Raw genomic sequence first — 15,292 nt, 5'->3', positions numbered from 1 at the left:
TTTAATAGGTGTTGCATTTTCATATTCAGTATTTGATCAATTGGATGAATTGTTTCAATTACTTAATCAATATGTGATAATATTACGTTTAAAGGATTTTAGAAAGTTTTATAGAATGTTATCGGAACAGTATTATTAGGAGGATTTGCATTATGGAGTTTATTACTACTTTGTTCAATTCGCATTATGACCTATACATTCGTTTGGGTGTAGCCACTTTTATAGGCTTCTTTATAGGCTTAGAGAGAGCGATAAAAAATAAACCAGCAGGAATCCGGACGCATATTCTAGTTTGCCTAGGATCCACTCTAGCAATGGCGTTGTCTTCTCTAAACCAAGGAGCATATATGGATCCGATGCGTTTAGCCGCACAAGTTATTAGTGGCATTGGGTTTCTTGGAGCAGGTGTCATATGGGTAGATAAGGATAATGTAAAGCGGGGTCTAACTACTGCGGCTAACCTTTGGATTACTGCTTGTGTAGGATTAACTATTGGTTATGGTGCATATGATTTAGCGATCATAACAGTTATTTTAATGTTCATCGCAATGAATCTTCCAAAGTTGGCGGTGAAACTAGGTATACTCCCTTCTCGAGGGAAAGAAGAAGAAGATAGTGACGGCGAATAAATGTAACGAAAAATAGGTATATGATAGGTAAACTGTCATCACTGTTAAAAACAGTGATGATAGTTTTTTTATTTGAATAGAAATATTTGAGAAGAAAAGCAGGAATTTCAAAGGTTTTAAAGTGATGATAAATAGAAAATAAAATATATTCAGAAAATTGTGTTGACATCTAATCAAAAACGAATAAAATGAATATTATAAGTTATGTTAGCTTTTCTTACATCATAAGATAGTTAAGCTGACATTAGAAAAGGAGAGATGAAAATGGAAGATGTAATGTATTTGATGAACAGCGTATGGACCATGATTGCTGCAATTTTAGTTATATTTATGATTGGTGGATTCATATTATTGGAAGCTGGTTCGACGAGAATGAAAAATGCAGGTCACGTTGCAGGTAAAACAATATTTACATTTGGTTTAGCATCAATGGTGTTCTGGGCAGTAGGTTACGGATTTATCTTTGGAGGCGATGCGAACTTCTTCGTAGGTATGACAGACTTTTTCTATAGTGGAGAAATTATAGAAGGAGCTGGTCTTGCCACAACAGTATTCTTTGTTTTCCAGTTAGCATTTGCTGGTATCGCGGTAACGATTGCATTAGGTGGATTTGCAGAACGTGCAAAATTATCCGCATATGTAATTTTCACCATTCTTTTTGGAATAATCGTTTATCCTGTAATTGCTCACTGGGTATGGGGTGGAGGATGGTTGGCTGAACATGGTAAGCAGGATTTTGCCGGCTCCACTGTAGTTCATTTAACTGGTGCAATGGCTGCCCTTGCAGCAACAATGATTCTAAAACCGAGAATTGGGAAGTTCAATAAAGACGGTTCGGCAAACAATCTTGCAGGACATAACCAAGTTTATACTGCACTAGGAGTACTAATACTTTGGGTTGGTTGGTTTGGATTTAATGCTGGAAGTACTATTTCTGTAGATGCTGCATTCTTTGGATATGTTGCATTAAATACAACACTGGCTGCTGGAGCAGGCGCGGTGGCTGCCACTTTAATATCATGGGTAGTACTAGGTAAATCAGATATTCCTACCATTTTAAACGGTGCTTTAGCAGGATTGGTCGCTATTACAGCTTCTTGTGCATTCGTAGATGTTTGGGCGTCTGTAGTCATTGGTTTAATCGCAGGAGTATTAGTATTCTATAGCGCTAGATTTTTTGAGAAGCGAAAAGTGGATGATCCAATTTACGCATTATCTGTTCATGGAGCTGCAGGGGTATGGGGCACATTATCTACTGGTTTCTTTGCAACACCAGAGCTTGCCTCTGTTGGTAAACCTGGATTATTTTACGGCGGTGGTTTCGATCAATTAGGAGTTCAGCTTATGGGTGTGGTGTCTTGTGGGTTATTTGCATTCGTAGTTTCCTATGCTATTCTCTTTATAATGAAAAAAGTCATGGGTGGTATTCGTGTAACAGAAGAAGAGGAACTAATGGGCCTAGATATGAGCGAACATGGCAACTATGGTTATCCAGAACAAATGATTTTAGAAGAATCTAAATCACTAAATTAAATTGAAAAAGCCTCTATTATTTAGGGACTTTTTATATAAAAGGGCGTGAACTTGTGGAAACGTATGAATCTATTCGAGAATGGAAGGAACTAAATATTACAAACTTCCTAGATGATATCGTTTCTCTCAATGATTTTCATGATCGGGTGATGCTCAAAGTATTGGAAGTAGCATCTAAGAAAATGGAAATTGGTTCAGCTCCATGTGATTTTTCTTGGTTTATAACTGGTAGTGGAGGACGATTAGAACAAGGGTTAATCAGTGATCAGGATCATGGGGTTATTTATGAAAAGTCTAATGCTGTAAATGATCTGTATTTTCAGGTGTTTGGAGCAGAAATTTCGAAAGGTCTCTATGAAGTAGGTTATCCATACTGTGAAGGTAAAGTGATGAGCTCCAATCCTATGTGGTGCAAGTCATTTGATAATTGGCGTGTACAGCTCCAAGAATGGGTGAAAGATGAAAGTTGGGAAACTATTCGTTACCTTCAAATTTTTTATGATGCTAGGGTACTGCATGGCAAGGGGGAATTCTTGCATCAATTAAAGTCATTCATTTATGAATACCAACTACAACATCCTATTTTACTAAGTCGATTTTCTGCTAACGTAGAACATGTTAAAAATGTAATTGGTCCAGTTGGCCAGCTATTAGTGGAAAGGCATGGATTATATCACGGATGTGTAAACTTAAAATACTCGGGATTCTTACCATATGTAAATGCCATTCGACTTTTATCAATAAAAGAAGGGGTAATGGAAACTTCCACTTTAGCTCGCCTGAATAAACTAATTAAGATGCAAAAATATAGGAGCTTACTAAAATATAGTGATAGGAATTTTGTGGATTTATTAACCTATCGTCTGACCTTATCTCAAGTAGATAGCTATTCGGACACACATTATCTACACATTGAAGAACTAAACAAGACCGAACAGAAAGATATTAAACGGATTATTAAAGGTGGTATTAAATTACATCGCGAAGTAATTGCGATGATGAAAAAAGGTGGCCACAATGGCATTTGAACCATTCATGCAAATACTAAGAGGTATACAAGGAAAACGGTCAAATGTCGGTATAGGGGATGTTCAGAACGCGCAACAAATGGCCTTTCTAAGAAATCTGCAAAAAGAAAAGAAGAAAGAAGATACTCTAAAAGTTCCGTTAGATGAGCTGGATGTGGTCGTGTTCGACATTGAAACGACTGGCTTTAAACCCGAACAAGGCGATGAGATTATCTCCATTGGTGCCATAAAAATGTGTGGTTCTTTCATTCAAGAAGAAGCTGTTTTTTACTCGCTTATAAACACTGGTAAAGAAATCTCTACGGAGGTAGTTAATTTAACAGGGCTTACAAACGAAAAATTAAAGGAAGCCAGACATGTTGGGGATGTACTAATTGAATTCCTGAAGTTTGCAAAAGACTGTACACTTGTAGCACATCATGCGAATCACGAAAGAAATTTTCTGCAATACACCAGTAATAGAGTATTCCACACACCCTTTAAGCAAAGAATAGTGGATACGTCTTTTCTTTATAAAATTGTAGAACCCCATATTCAATTAAGTTCTTTAGAAGATTTGTGTAAACATAATGCCATTCCATTAATAGGAAGGCACCATGCATTAGAAGATGCAAAAATGACCGCCAAGCTTTGGAGCCTCTATCTGGAAAAAGTTAAAATGCTAGGCTGCGACACATTACAAGATGTATACGATCATTTTGCAAGAATATAAATGCACGACAGGAGAAATAGCCTGTCGTGCTTTTTTTATGGGAATAATATCTTTTTAAAACTGAACTGCGCGAAATTCCAACTACCCCGTTTAAATTCCCACTAAATCTAATAATCCTTCGCTGTCGATACTTTTTCATAAAATAAAAGTTTCCGAAATAAATTTCTGAAACATTCTTGGTCTATATTGTCCGATAAACAATATGTTCTAACTCATTTATTGGAAATACGGTTAGAATAACTTGTCCAAGAATATGAAAGTTAGTTCTTTTTTAATAGGTATATTGAATATACTTTGCTAAGTACTTACTAAAATATTGTTAAAAGGAGACCAGCCCCTGGAAAGTTTGGAGCATACATTTTCTGAGCAGGATACGCCGTTTTTTTATCGACGATTTGGTAAACGGATATTTGATGTGTTAGCTAGTTCATTGCTACTCGTTTTATTATTTCCTGCTATTATATGTTTGACTATTATTCTATTTATCTTTACAGGTAGTCCTGTTTTTTACAAGCAAACTAGGGCAGGATTACATAATCGATCCTTTATAATTTGGAAATTTCGAACAATGCATACGGAGGATATTGAGTCCAGTTCTCATCAATATGAATGGAAAGATGAAGTGCCACAAAACTTTTCTTTTACAACACCACCAACCTTAATAATTACAAAGCCGGGGAAATTTTATAGGAAATATAGTTTAGATGAAATTCCGCAGCTTTGGAATGTCTTAAAAGGTGATATGAGTTTAATAGGTCCTAGGCCAGAAATCATTGAAATTACTAATCATTATTCTCCTAGCCAAAAGAAACGCTTATTGGTAAAACCAGGTATCACAGGTTATGCGCAGGTGAATGGTCGTTCCGCAATCACTCATGGGGAAAAGGTAAAACATGATTTATATTATGTCAAGCATTGCTCTCTGTTGCTTGACCTAAAGATTATAATACAAACATTTTTTATAGTAGTTACGGGAAAAGGAGCTTGGTGAATAAAAAATCTAGGGAGGGATAGGGGTTTGCTAGTAGACATTCATAATCACATTTTACCAGGTCTAGATGATGGTCCTGAATCTATAGAAGAAGCTCTATTACTTGCAGAAAATGCTGTTGCTAATGGCATTACGCATGTTATCGCAACCCCTCATCATTTAGATAGAAAATATCGTAATTCTACCTTAGAAGTTAAAGCGGCAGTTGCAGGTTTATATAGAGAGCTGATACAAAGAAATATAAAATTGAAAATTCTACCAGGGCAAGAGATTCATTTATCAACAAATGTACTGATGGAACTTGAAAAAGATCTTCTCACGCTCGCAAATAGTGGTAGGTATTTATTGATTGAATTTCCAAATGCTTATATACCAGCTGATACTCTAGATGTTATCTACAAAATACAGCTAAGAGGATACATCCCGATCATTGTACACCCAGAAAGAAATAGAGTTCTTCGAAAAAACAAACAGTTACTTTACGAATACATATGTAAAGGAGCTCTTGTTCAAATTACAGCGTCTAGTTTACTCGGTCATAATGGGAGAAGTTTAAGAAAGTATACGAAAGAGCTTATCAAACATAATTTAGTGCACTTTATTTCATCGGATGCTCACCATTATTTAAAAAGACCGTTCTTATTAAAAGAGGCATTGGAATATGTCAAAAGAGAGTTCTCCGAAAGTCATGCTAGTTATTATTGTGAAAACGCAAATCATATCGTATATGGTACGGAGATTCAGCCTTTACTACCTATTAGTTTTAAAAAATATTATTATATATAACTTCAAATTGGATGTAATTTAAATGGACAGGTATAAGGAGGGATCATTATAGAACAAGAAGCAATTAACTTACAAGAAGTTTTAAAAATTATAAAGAAACGTTTTGCACTTATTATTACAATTTTAGTTTTATCTATGACGATTGCTGGTACTTTTAGTTACTATTACCTCACCCCAATATTTCAAGCATCGACTCAAATTCTCATAAATCAGAAGGAATTCGATCAAAATCAATTTAGTAGTCAGGATATTAATACAAATCTTCAATTAATCAACACTTATAATGTCATTATTAAAAGCCCAGTTATTCTTTCCAAAGTTATTGATAACTTGAATCTAAAAACAACGCCAGAGTTACTTAATCAACAAATAATAGTGTCTAGTGAACAAAATTCACAGATTGTAAACGTTAGAGTAGAAGATCCTGATTTACAAGAGGCCGTCGAAATTGCAAATATGACAGCTAAAGTTTTTCAAGAAGAAATTATAGCTTTAATGAATGTCGATAACGTTAGTATTCTATCACCTGCAGTATTCACTAAGGAAACGCTACCTATAAAGCCAAATCTAATACTTAATGTAGGGATAGCCGCAGTCATAGGCTTAATGATTGGAATTGGAATAACCTTTCTAATGGAGTATTTAGATACTTCAATAAAAAACGAGCAGGATATTGGAGAGTTACTAGGTCTACCAATATTAGGTCTTATCAGTCCTATTTCAAATAAATACCTAAAGAAAACAAAAGAACATAAGTCACTCCATAGAAAGAGGGCAAAAAACCTTGTTTAAGAGAAGGAAGAAAGTTAAACCGATAGCTCGAAAACTTGTGACAAGCTCAAATCCACAAACAATTATTTCTGAACAATTTCGTACGGTACGGACAAACATAAAATTTTCCATGCCAAACAGAGAAATTAAAACAATTCTATTTACTTCTTCATCTATAGGAGAAGGAAAGTCCACAATAGCAGCGAATGTTGCCATTGTATTTGCGCAAGAAGGAAAAAAAGTACTCCTCATCGATGCAGACTTGAGAAAGCCGACGATGCATTATACATTTCTTAAAACAATCAGCCCAGGTTTAACAAATTTGCTCACAAGTCATTGGAATCTAAACCAAGTAGTAAAAGAGTCTGGGATAAATGGATTAGATCTCATCACAAGTGGACCAATACCCTCCAATCCAGCAGAGCTTTTAGCTTTACCGTCCTTGGATATGTTAATAAAAGAAGTAAAAGAGAAATACGATATCATCATATTTGATGCTCCACCAATATTGTCGGTTTCAGATGCACAAGTCCTCACCGACAAATGTGATGGTACTATTCTAGTTATTAGCTCAGGTTCTACAGAAAAAGGTAATGCTATTAAAGCAAAAGAAGTACTCCAGGCTTCCAAAGCAAACATATTAGGAACTATTCTTAACAATTATAAAATTGGAAAAGATCATTATTATTATCAGTATTATGGATAAGTGAATGTAAGAAAGTACAACATTATTAGAAAGAATAAATTAACTTAACAATGCAAATTGTTACTGTGTTATGTATTTCTAAATATGAAAAATTCATGAAGGGGGCTATTAATATAGAAATATTATTTAAGGAACCTATATATATCACTAGGCCACTTCTTCCAAATCTTCAAGATGTTTATAGCAAACTCAGTGAAGTATGGGAAAGCAAGTGGCTTACTAACAATGGTCCTCAGCAGATTAACTTGGAAAAAGCATTAAAAGAATATTTGCATGTAGAAAATTTATCTTTATTTAACAATGGCACTTCCGCATTACTCTTAGGTTTAAAAGCATTAGACCTAACTGGAGAAGTGATTACTACTCCATTTACATTTCCTGCAACAGTTCAAGCACTCGATTGGAATAATTTAACTCCAATATTTTCTGACATAGACTCCACAACACTTACTCTAGATGGAGCAAAGATTGAATCCCTCATTACTGAAAAAACTACTGCAATCCTTGGTGTTCACACATTTGGAAATCCATGTGATGTTGAACAGATTCAACTAATTGCAAACAAATATAACTTAAAAGTAATTTACGATGGTGCCCATTCATTTGGGACTAGTTTAAATAATAAACCTATTGGCTATTACGGCGATATGACGATGTTCAGCTTTCATGCCACGAAGCTTTTTAATACAGTCGAAGGTGGAGCACTGACCTTTAGTGATGCTAGTTTAGTTGAAAAACTTAGCCTTCTAAAAAATTTTGGGATAGCTAATCCAGAGGAAGTTGTGTTATCTGGTCTAAATGCAAAGTTAAACGAAATTCAGGCGGTAGTGGGACTTGAAGTATTAAAGCTTGTGGAAACCGAACGGAAAAAAAGACATGAAATAAAAATAGCCTATGAATACTACTTAAAAGATGTACCAGGTATTAACGTGTTGACAAAATTAGAAGGTGATGACAGCAGTTACCAGTATTTTGTGATTCAAATAGAAGAAGAATTGTATGGTAAATCAAGAGATTGGTTACACGAGACACTAAAAGAGTACAACGTATATACACGGAAATATTTCTATCCTTTATGCAGCGACTTTGAATGGTATGAACACCTGGAATCTGCTCAAAAAGTGAATCTTCCGATTGCACAAAAAGCGGTTAAACAAGTACTTGCTATGCCATATTACGGTGAACTACAAATAGAGTCCGTGGAGAAGATTTGTAAAGTGATCCGTGATTCCATATGAAAGGAATTATTTTAGCCGGTGGAACCGGTACTCGTTTATATCCACTAACAAAAGCTATCTCTAAACAAATGCTACCAGTTTACGATAAACCAATGATTTATTATCCTCTTTCCGTTTTAATGCTTGCAGGAATAAGGGATGTACTAATTATTTCTACTCCTAGAGATATAGAAGGATTTCAAGAATTATTAGGTGACGGCACTAAAATAGGAATGGATTTGTCCTATGCAGTTCAAGATAATCCCACTGGTTTAGCGGATGCCTTTATTATTGGGGAAGGGTTTATAGGTGATTCCCCGGTAGCACTAGTACTTGGAGATAATATTTTTTATGGTTCTAATTTTGGATACACGGTACAGGAGTCAGCCTCTGCTTTATCAGAAGGGGCACTGATATTTGGATGTTATGTAAAAGATCCAAGAGCATATGGAGTTGTGGAAGTAGATGGACAAGGAAAACCTATTTCAATAGAAGAAAAACCGATTGAACCTAAATCTTTTTATGCAATACCAGGATTATACTTTTTTGATAACAAAGTAATAAAAATTGCGAAAAAGGTAATTCCTTCTTCTCGTGGAGAAATAGAAATCACTTCTATTATAAATGAATATCTTCAATTAGGAGAATTGAAAGTGAGAATAATGGGACGGGGTTTAGCATGGTTGGACACAGGAACCCATGAGTCTCTACTAGAAGCATCAAATTTTGTAGAAGCTATTCAAAATCGACAAGGATTATATGTATCTTGTATTGAGGAAATAGCTTATCGAAGAAATTATATATCGAAGGAACAATTACTCCAACTTGCAGAACCGTTAATGAAGACAAATTATGGCAAGTATTTGGTTGATGTTGCAAATTCTAATAGAGCTTAGAGGAGATTAAGATGAATATTTTAGTTACAGGTGGGGCTGGATTTATTGGCTCCAATTTCATTAAACATATGATATCAAGATACGATTACACCATTGTTAATCTAGATTCATTAACATACGCTGGAAATCTTCTGAACTTAAAGGATATTGAAGATAGAGAATCATATCACTTTGTAAAAGGGGATATTTGTGATCATGAATTATTAACTAAACTCTTTCGACAGTTTGATATTCAGGCTGTTGTCCATTTTGCTGCTGAATCACATGTGGATAAGAGTATTGATAATCCTGAATTATTTATAAAAACCAATGTGTTAGGAACTCAAGCTTTGTTAAACGCGGCAAAACAATATTGGAAGATAAATAAAACCGACAAATATTGTAATGAATATAAGGAGAACGTTAAATTCATTCATATTTCGACTGATGAAGTATATGGTGCATTAGGAAAGGAAGGCTACTTTACCGAAGAGACTAATCTTTCACCAAATAGCCCCTATTCCGCATCAAAAGCATCCGCAGATATGATGGTACGTGCTTATTATGAAACGTATAAGCTACCAGTTGTTACTACAAGATGTTCGAATAATTATGGACCATACCAAAATTCCGAGAAGCTAATTCCATTAATTATTTCTCGTGCTTTAAATGACCTTTCTTTACCTTTATACGGCGATGGTAAGCAGGTGAGAGACTGGTTGCACGTAGAGGATCACTGCAATGCAATCAACACTGTTCTCCATAATGGAAGGCTTGGCGAAGTATATAACATAGGTGGAAATAATGAAAAAGAAAACATAGAAACGGTAAAACTGATACTAAATTTTTTAAACAAGAGTGAGGATTTAATCCAACTTGTAACGGATCGTCTAGGGCACGATAGGAGATATGCAATCGATAATTCTAAAATCAGTAAAGAGTTAGGGTGGACTCCTTCAATTAACTTTGATGAAGGTATTGAAAAAACAATTCAATGGTATGCAGAAAATAAGGAATGGGCAACTTCTCTTATTCCAAATTAAAACTGATAAAAAATATTACTATTCCTGGGGTGTATGAATGAAAAAAGTTTTGTTACTTGGAGGATCTAGTGAGCAAGTGATTGCAATTAATTATGCAAAAGAACAGGGGTATTACACTATTTTGTGTGATTACTTAATAGATAATCCGGGTCAATATTATTGTGATGAATACCATTGTGTAAGTACCACAGATAAAGACGCAGTACTAGAACTTGCTAGACAAAAGAATATAGATGGGATTGTTGCTTATTCATCAGAAGTAGCAACAGCTACAGCAGCTTACGTAGCTAATAAATTAAATTTACCATCAAATCCATATGAATCAGTATTAATTTTATCTAATAAGAATCTATTCAGAGATTTTTTGAAGAATAACGGCTTCAATTGTCCGAAAGCGAAAAGCTTCCATTCAAAAATTGAAGCAAAGGATGCTCTAATAGAATTTCAATTCCCTGTAATGGTAAAGCCTGTTGATTCAACGGGTAGTAGAGGGGTTTCAAGGATTTACTCTGTAGAAGAATTTAACAAGGCCTTTGAAAATGCTCAATCAAAGTCACAGCAAAAAATGGTCATTATGGAAGAGTATATTGACATGGCCCATGAGTGTACGATTGGTGGTGATTTAATAGTATTAAACGGTAAGATTGAATACTGTGGTTTTATAAACGGATATAGAGATATTGAGATAAATTCGTTCGTTCCAACCGGTAATAGTTATCCAGTATCAATAGAGGAAGAAAAATTAGAAATTGTTCGAAAGGAATTACAAAAAGTAATAGACCTTTTGAATATTAAAATGGGTGTCTTAAACTTAGATGTGGTATTCGATCAAAATGGGAAACCGTTTATTATTGAGATGGCTGCAAGGAACGGTGCAAATAGAGTTTCTCAGTTACTAGAAATGGCAACGGGGGTAAATTTAGTAAAAGTTATAGTGGATGCTGCAGTAAATAATCTGGTGATCGAAGTAAAAGATATCATAACTCCAAAATATTATTCTACTTATTATTTGCATTCCTTAGAAAAAGGAACCTTTAATAAAATAATATTTTCAGATGAGATTAAAGATAATATTATTCAAAAAGTGATGTATAGAAAACTTGGGGATGAAATCGATGGTTTTGATGGATTAGATAAAATAATAGGAATTCTACTACTGGAATATAGCTCCTTTGAAGAATTAAATTCAAAAATGAAAAATATGAAAAGCTATATAGATATTCAAATTAAAACTAATGAGGTTATTTATGCAGAAAACTAAATATAAGATGAAAAAAGAGAACATCAATTTAGATGATCTTAATCAATTAATAAACAAGTTTGGTGAAACATTTTACGTATTTGACTTAGAGCAGCTAAGAGCTAATTATTTGAATATGTATTCAGCGTTTAAGAGCAGATTTAATAATATTATTATTGGATATTCCTATAAGACTAATTATTTGCCCACATTAATAAAAGAAATTTCTAACTTAGGAGGATACGCTGAAGTTGTATCCAGAATTGAGTATGACCTAGCGCTCAAAATAGGGGTAAGTCCAAAGAATATTATATTTAATGGTCCACTAAAGTCTCAAGACGACATTGCTCTGGCGTTAAAAGAAGGAAGTATTATAAACCTGGATTCGTTTTATGAGATTGAGATAGTGAAAGAATTTGCTCTTAAAAATAATAGCAAAAACTATAAGGTAGGCTTAAGGATTAACTATGATATCAATATCGAAGGAATGAGTCCGTTGCAAGATGGGTTTAAACAAAGTCGATTCGGTTTTTGCGTAGAAAATGGTAACTTTGAGAGAGCATTTAATGAGTTAAATAAAATAGGTAATGTAACTGTAGTTGGTCTCCATGGACATTGTTCTACTCATATAAGAAGTTTAAAAGTGTATGAGAAGATAACCCAGACATTATGTGATATTTCAAAAGGGTATATGGCTGATACGCTTGAATATCTTGATATAGGTGGAGGGTTTTATGGAAATGTACCTGAGACAATGAAACTAAAAAACGTTCCGTCTTTTGAAGATTACGCTACAGCAATCTGTTCTATTATAAATAAAGAAAAAGTACATTTTAAAAATGAACCGTATTTAATATTAGAACCTGGCTTAGCCTTAGTAGTTGATACTTTCAAATTCTTTTGCAAAGTAGTCGATGTTAAGGTGAATAATAATGAATATTTTGTGCTTGTTGATGGGAGTGCTCATAATATTAAGCCTACTATTTTTAAGAAAAATACTCCTATGGAGCTAGTGAAAACCAACAAAGAAGCTTACAAAATTGATAAGTTCAATGTAGTTGGTTGTACGTGTATGGAAAAGGATTATTTATTGATTGATTATGTAAGTGAAATACCTAAAATTGGAGACTTCCTAATTTTTAATAATGTAGGAGCATACACAATAGTACTGAATCCTCCCTTCATTAAAGAGAGGCCACCAATTATTGCAAAAATAGAGAATCAATATAAGTTAGTTAGAAAGAAAGAAAAACTAGACGATTTTATAAATAGTAATGTGTATGTCTTTTAAGTTTTCTTTTTTTTCAGTTATGGAATGAGGGGAGTCAACAGTGTTTCTCTTACAAATAAAGGTATAACCAAGAGTGTTTTCTCACCGAAATCTAATCAAATCGGAGGATATTATTTGAAAGTATTAGTCACTGGAGCAGCAGGATTTATCGGATCTTACGTCGTGCAAGCTTTACTGGAAAAGGAAATCTCGGTAGTTGCAGTAGATAATTTATCAACTGGAAAGCTAACTAATCTAACAGAAAATGTTCCTTTTTATAAAATAGATATTACCGATAAGGCTTTAGAAAATGTTTTTCAAACAGAATTTCCAGATTATGTAATTCATTTGGCTGCACAATCATCAGTTATTGAATCAATGATCAACCCTGTAGAAGATTGTCAATCGAACATATTGGGCACTTTGAATATTTTACGCTTTGCAAAACAATATGGAGTGAAAAAATGCGTGGTAGCTTCTACAGCAGCGGTTTATGGAAATCCCACTATCTTTCCAGTTGGGGAAGATAGTAAATTGTCACCACTCTCTTTTTATGCACTTTCTAAACTATCTGCAGAAAACTATATCCTTCTTTATGAAAAATTATTTAATCTTAGTAGTACTATATTGCGATTTTCAAATGTTTATGGTCCTAAGCAACCAAATGGGGTTATTACAAGTCTCATAGAGTGTTTAGTAGAAGGAGAAACTCCTATTATTTATGATGGCAATCAAACAAGGGATTTCATATACGTAAAAGATATTGCACAGGCATGTATTCAATCTATGCTATCAAAGCAAACTGGAATTTTTAATATTAGCTCTAATAGAGAATTATCTATTAAACAATTATATAAAGAGATAACTGACGCAATGGGTGTTCATACAGAGCCTGTCTATGAGATCTTAAGAGATGGAGAAATTGAAAGAAGTGTACTTTCGAATGTCAAAGCTATAGCTTCCTTAGGATGGACTCCAACTTATCACTTAGAAGAAGGAATAAGAGAAACAATTGGCCATTATGTTTATCAAAAAACTTTAAAACAGGATTGCGTTCCAAGTTCACAACCAATAAATAGTTAACTATTAACTTATCTATTATGATGTATACTTTTATTTGGAAGGCGATTGCCCAATTGAAGGATATTAAGCTCAAGAGAATATTTAAGAATAGGTTTGCCAAAAATGTGTTTATGATTGCAGGTGGGGCGGCTTTTGCTCAAGTAATCTCGCTTTTGTTATCTCCAGTCATTACTAGAATATATTCACCAGAGGAGTTTAGTACTCTAACCTTATTCATTTCAATACTAGGGATAATCTGCCTATTGGGTACTCTAAGCTACGAATCTGCTATCCCAATCGCTGCTAATGATAACAAAGCTATAAATTTACTTTTGTTAAGTTTAATTATTCTATGTTTAATTACCTTTTTACTTACAGTAACAATATTCCTATTTAGCGATTTTCTTCTTCTACTGCTGAATGCAACGGATCTAGTAAATTATAAATATTTTATTGTCATAGGCTTTTTTATGACAGGATTATATGCAATTTTAACTGAATGGGCTTTAAGAAAAAAAAATTATAAAGGCATTGCCCGCACAAAATATTCTCAAAGCATTATTGGTAACGGTGGGAAAATAGCTTTTGGTTTTATGGGCTTCGGTCCAATAGGATTAATTTTAGGACAAATTCTTGGCCAAAGTGCTGGAATTATTAATCTCTATATTTCGTTTTCAAAAGAACGAAGGTCGTTATTGAAGAACATTGATTTATTGTCTATTTGGTGGTGTGCGAAGAGGTATGTAAGGTTCCCAAAGTATTCAGCTCCAACCCTATTCATTATATCGTTAACAAGTCAACTCCCAGTGTTTTTTCTTTCTGCCTTTTATAATCCTGAAACAGTTGGATATTATGGTCTTGCTTTAACAATTACATTTTTACCTATGGGTATAATAGGGAAATCTGTGGAAGATGTTTTTTATGGTGAAGTAGCAAGTTTAGGGAAATCAAATGCTATAGCAATAAAAAAAATATCTAGAGGTTTATTAAAGAAATTATCAATTATTGGAGCAATACCAATGATTATTCTTATACTATTGGGCCCAGAGTTATTCGTTATTGTATTTGGGGACAATTGGTACAATGGGGGAGTTTTTGCTAGTGTATTGGCAATCTACGCATACACACATTTTATTTTCCACCCAATTAGTATGGTGTTTTTTGTTTTTGAAGAACAGCATCTTCAACTATATTTAAATATTACTAAAATAGTATTAGTTATTATTGTATTTTATATGGCAAATATTCTAGATTTGTCTGCTGTCTTAGCGATTCTGATCTTTAGTATTACGATGGGATGTGCTGAATTTTGTAAATATCTTTTGGCACAATATGTAATAAATAAGCATACCTCACAAAATAAATACTAACGTAATTAGAGAGAGCTTTAAGAGGTAAATTCTATAACTATTATTTTTATAAAGTAGTA

General features: G+C 33.8%; 15 protein-coding genes. All 15 read left to right on the top strand.

What is annotated here, in order from left to right:
• Window positions 1-152 precede the first annotated feature (152 nt).
• The 15 genes from MHI47_RS13980 to MHI47_RS13910 all read left to right on the top strand — a co-directional run bounded on the left by MHI47_RS13980 (window position 153) and on the right by MHI47_RS13910 (window position 15,233).
• Window positions 153-629 carry an MgtC/SapB family protein gene (locus tag MHI47_RS13980; RefSeq protein ID WP_093537723.1) on the top strand — a complete coding sequence of 159 codons (477 nt, stop codon included), beginning with the start codon at window positions 153-155 and terminating at the stop codon, window positions 627-629.
• A gap of 264 nt (window positions 630-893) precedes the next feature.
• Window positions 894-2,162: an ammonium transporter gene (locus MHI47_RS13975; RefSeq protein WP_093537724.1), complete on the top strand. Its 1,269-nt coding sequence runs from the start codon at window positions 894-896 to the stop codon at window positions 2,160-2,162.
• Window positions 2,163-2,215: 53 nt separating this feature from the next.
• Window positions 2,216-3,190 carry a DUF294 nucleotidyltransferase-like domain-containing protein gene (locus MHI47_RS13970; protein ID WP_340831199.1) on the top strand — a complete coding sequence of 325 codons (975 nt, stop codon included), beginning with the start codon at window positions 2,216-2,218 and terminating at the stop codon, window positions 3,188-3,190.
• On the top strand, window positions 3,180-3,902 hold the full coding sequence (locus MHI47_RS13965; protein ID WP_340831198.1) for an exonuclease domain-containing protein: 723 nt from the start codon (window positions 3,180-3,182) through the stop codon (window positions 3,900-3,902). The genes MHI47_RS13970 and MHI47_RS13965 overlap by 11 nt, the downstream gene beginning before the upstream one ends.
• 346 nt (window positions 3,903-4,248) lie before the next feature.
• Window positions 4,249-4,893: a sugar transferase gene (locus tag MHI47_RS13960; RefSeq protein ID WP_340831197.1), complete on the top strand. Its 645-nt coding sequence runs from the start codon at window positions 4,249-4,251 to the stop codon at window positions 4,891-4,893.
• A 27-nt stretch (window positions 4,894-4,920) separates the two neighbouring features.
• Window positions 4,921-5,679 carry a tyrosine-protein phosphatase gene (locus MHI47_RS13955; RefSeq protein ID WP_340831196.1) on the top strand — a complete coding sequence of 253 codons (759 nt, stop codon included), beginning with the start codon at window positions 4,921-4,923 and terminating at the stop codon, window positions 5,677-5,679.
• Window positions 5,680-5,721: 42 nt separating this feature from the next.
• Entirely contained in the window at window positions 5,722-6,471 is a 750-nt protein-coding gene (locus MHI47_RS13950; RefSeq protein WP_340832065.1) for a YveK family protein, read from the top strand.
• Window positions 6,464-7,156, top strand: coding sequence for a CpsD/CapB family tyrosine-protein kinase (locus MHI47_RS13945; protein WP_340831195.1), 693 nt, complete (start codon window positions 6,464-6,466; stop codon window positions 7,154-7,156). Before MHI47_RS13950 ends, MHI47_RS13945 begins: the two co-directional genes overlap by 8 nt.
• A gap of 50 nt (window positions 7,157-7,206) precedes the next feature.
• A complete protein-coding gene (locus MHI47_RS13940; protein WP_340831193.1) occupies window positions 7,207-8,394 on the top strand; it encodes a DegT/DnrJ/EryC1/StrS family aminotransferase in 1,188 nt (395 codons plus the stop codon).
• Window positions 8,391-9,269: a glucose-1-phosphate thymidylyltransferase RfbA gene (gene rfbA, locus MHI47_RS13935; RefSeq protein WP_340831192.1), complete on the top strand. Its 879-nt coding sequence runs from the start codon at window positions 8,391-8,393 to the stop codon at window positions 9,267-9,269. Before MHI47_RS13940 ends, rfbA begins: the two co-directional genes overlap by 4 nt.
• Before the next feature lie 11 nt (window positions 9,270-9,280).
• A complete protein-coding gene (rfbB, locus tag MHI47_RS13930; protein ID WP_340831190.1) occupies window positions 9,281-10,291 on the top strand; it encodes a dTDP-glucose 4,6-dehydratase in 1,011 nt (336 codons plus the stop codon).
• Between the two features lie 37 nt (window positions 10,292-10,328).
• Window positions 10,329-11,552 carry an ATP-grasp domain-containing protein gene (locus tag MHI47_RS13925; protein WP_340831189.1) on the top strand — a complete coding sequence of 408 codons (1,224 nt, stop codon included), beginning with the start codon at window positions 10,329-10,331 and terminating at the stop codon, window positions 11,550-11,552.
• Complete coding sequence (locus tag MHI47_RS13920) at window positions 11,539-12,822, top strand: diaminopimelate decarboxylase (protein WP_340831187.1); 1,284 nt, start codon at window positions 11,539-11,541, stop codon at window positions 12,820-12,822. The genes MHI47_RS13925 and MHI47_RS13920 overlap by 14 nt, the downstream gene beginning before the upstream one ends.
• Before the next feature lie 114 nt (window positions 12,823-12,936).
• On the top strand, window positions 12,937-13,884 hold the full coding sequence (locus MHI47_RS13915; RefSeq protein WP_340831186.1) for an NAD-dependent epimerase/dehydratase family protein: 948 nt from the start codon (window positions 12,937-12,939) through the stop codon (window positions 13,882-13,884).
• Between the two features lie 53 nt (window positions 13,885-13,937).
• Window positions 13,938-15,233, top strand: a complete 1,296-nt coding sequence (locus tag MHI47_RS13910; protein WP_340831185.1) for a lipopolysaccharide biosynthesis protein — start codon at window positions 13,938-13,940, stop codon at window positions 15,231-15,233.
• Window positions 15,234-15,292 lie beyond the last annotated feature (59 nt).

The sequence above is a fragment of the Psychrobacillus sp. FSL H8-0487 genome (assembly GCF_038008385.1).
Lineage (GTDB): Bacteria > Bacillota > Bacilli > Bacillales_A > Planococcaceae > Psychrobacillus > Psychrobacillus psychrotolerans.
The sequence above is the reverse complement of the archived record's forward strand: the minus strand, read 5'-3'. Positions and strand labels throughout refer to the sequence as shown.

Coding starts and splice junctions, on each gene's coding strand:
- MHI47_RS13980 (WP_093537723.1), top strand. CDS start 153: ATGGAGTTTATTACTACTTTGTTCAATTCGCATTATGACCTATACATT.
- MHI47_RS13975 (WP_093537724.1), top strand. CDS start 894: ATGGAAGATGTAATGTATTTGATGAACAGCGTATGGACCATGATTGCT.
- MHI47_RS13965 (WP_340831198.1), top strand. CDS start 3,180: ATGGCATTTGAACCATTCATGCAAATACTAAGAGGTATACAAGGAAAA.
- MHI47_RS13940 (WP_340831193.1), top strand. CDS start 7,207: ATGCAAATTGTTACTGTGTTATGTATTTCTAAATATGAAAAATTCATG.
- rfbA (WP_340831192.1), top strand. CDS start 8,391: ATGAAAGGAATTATTTTAGCCGGTGGAACCGGTACTCGTTTATATCCA.
- rfbB (WP_340831190.1), top strand. CDS start 9,281: ATGAATATTTTAGTTACAGGTGGGGCTGGATTTATTGGCTCCAATTTC.
- MHI47_RS13925 (WP_340831189.1), top strand. CDS start 10,329: ATGAAAAAAGTTTTGTTACTTGGAGGATCTAGTGAGCAAGTGATTGCA.
- MHI47_RS13920 (WP_340831187.1), top strand. CDS start 11,539: ATGCAGAAAACTAAATATAAGATGAAAAAAGAGAACATCAATTTAGAT.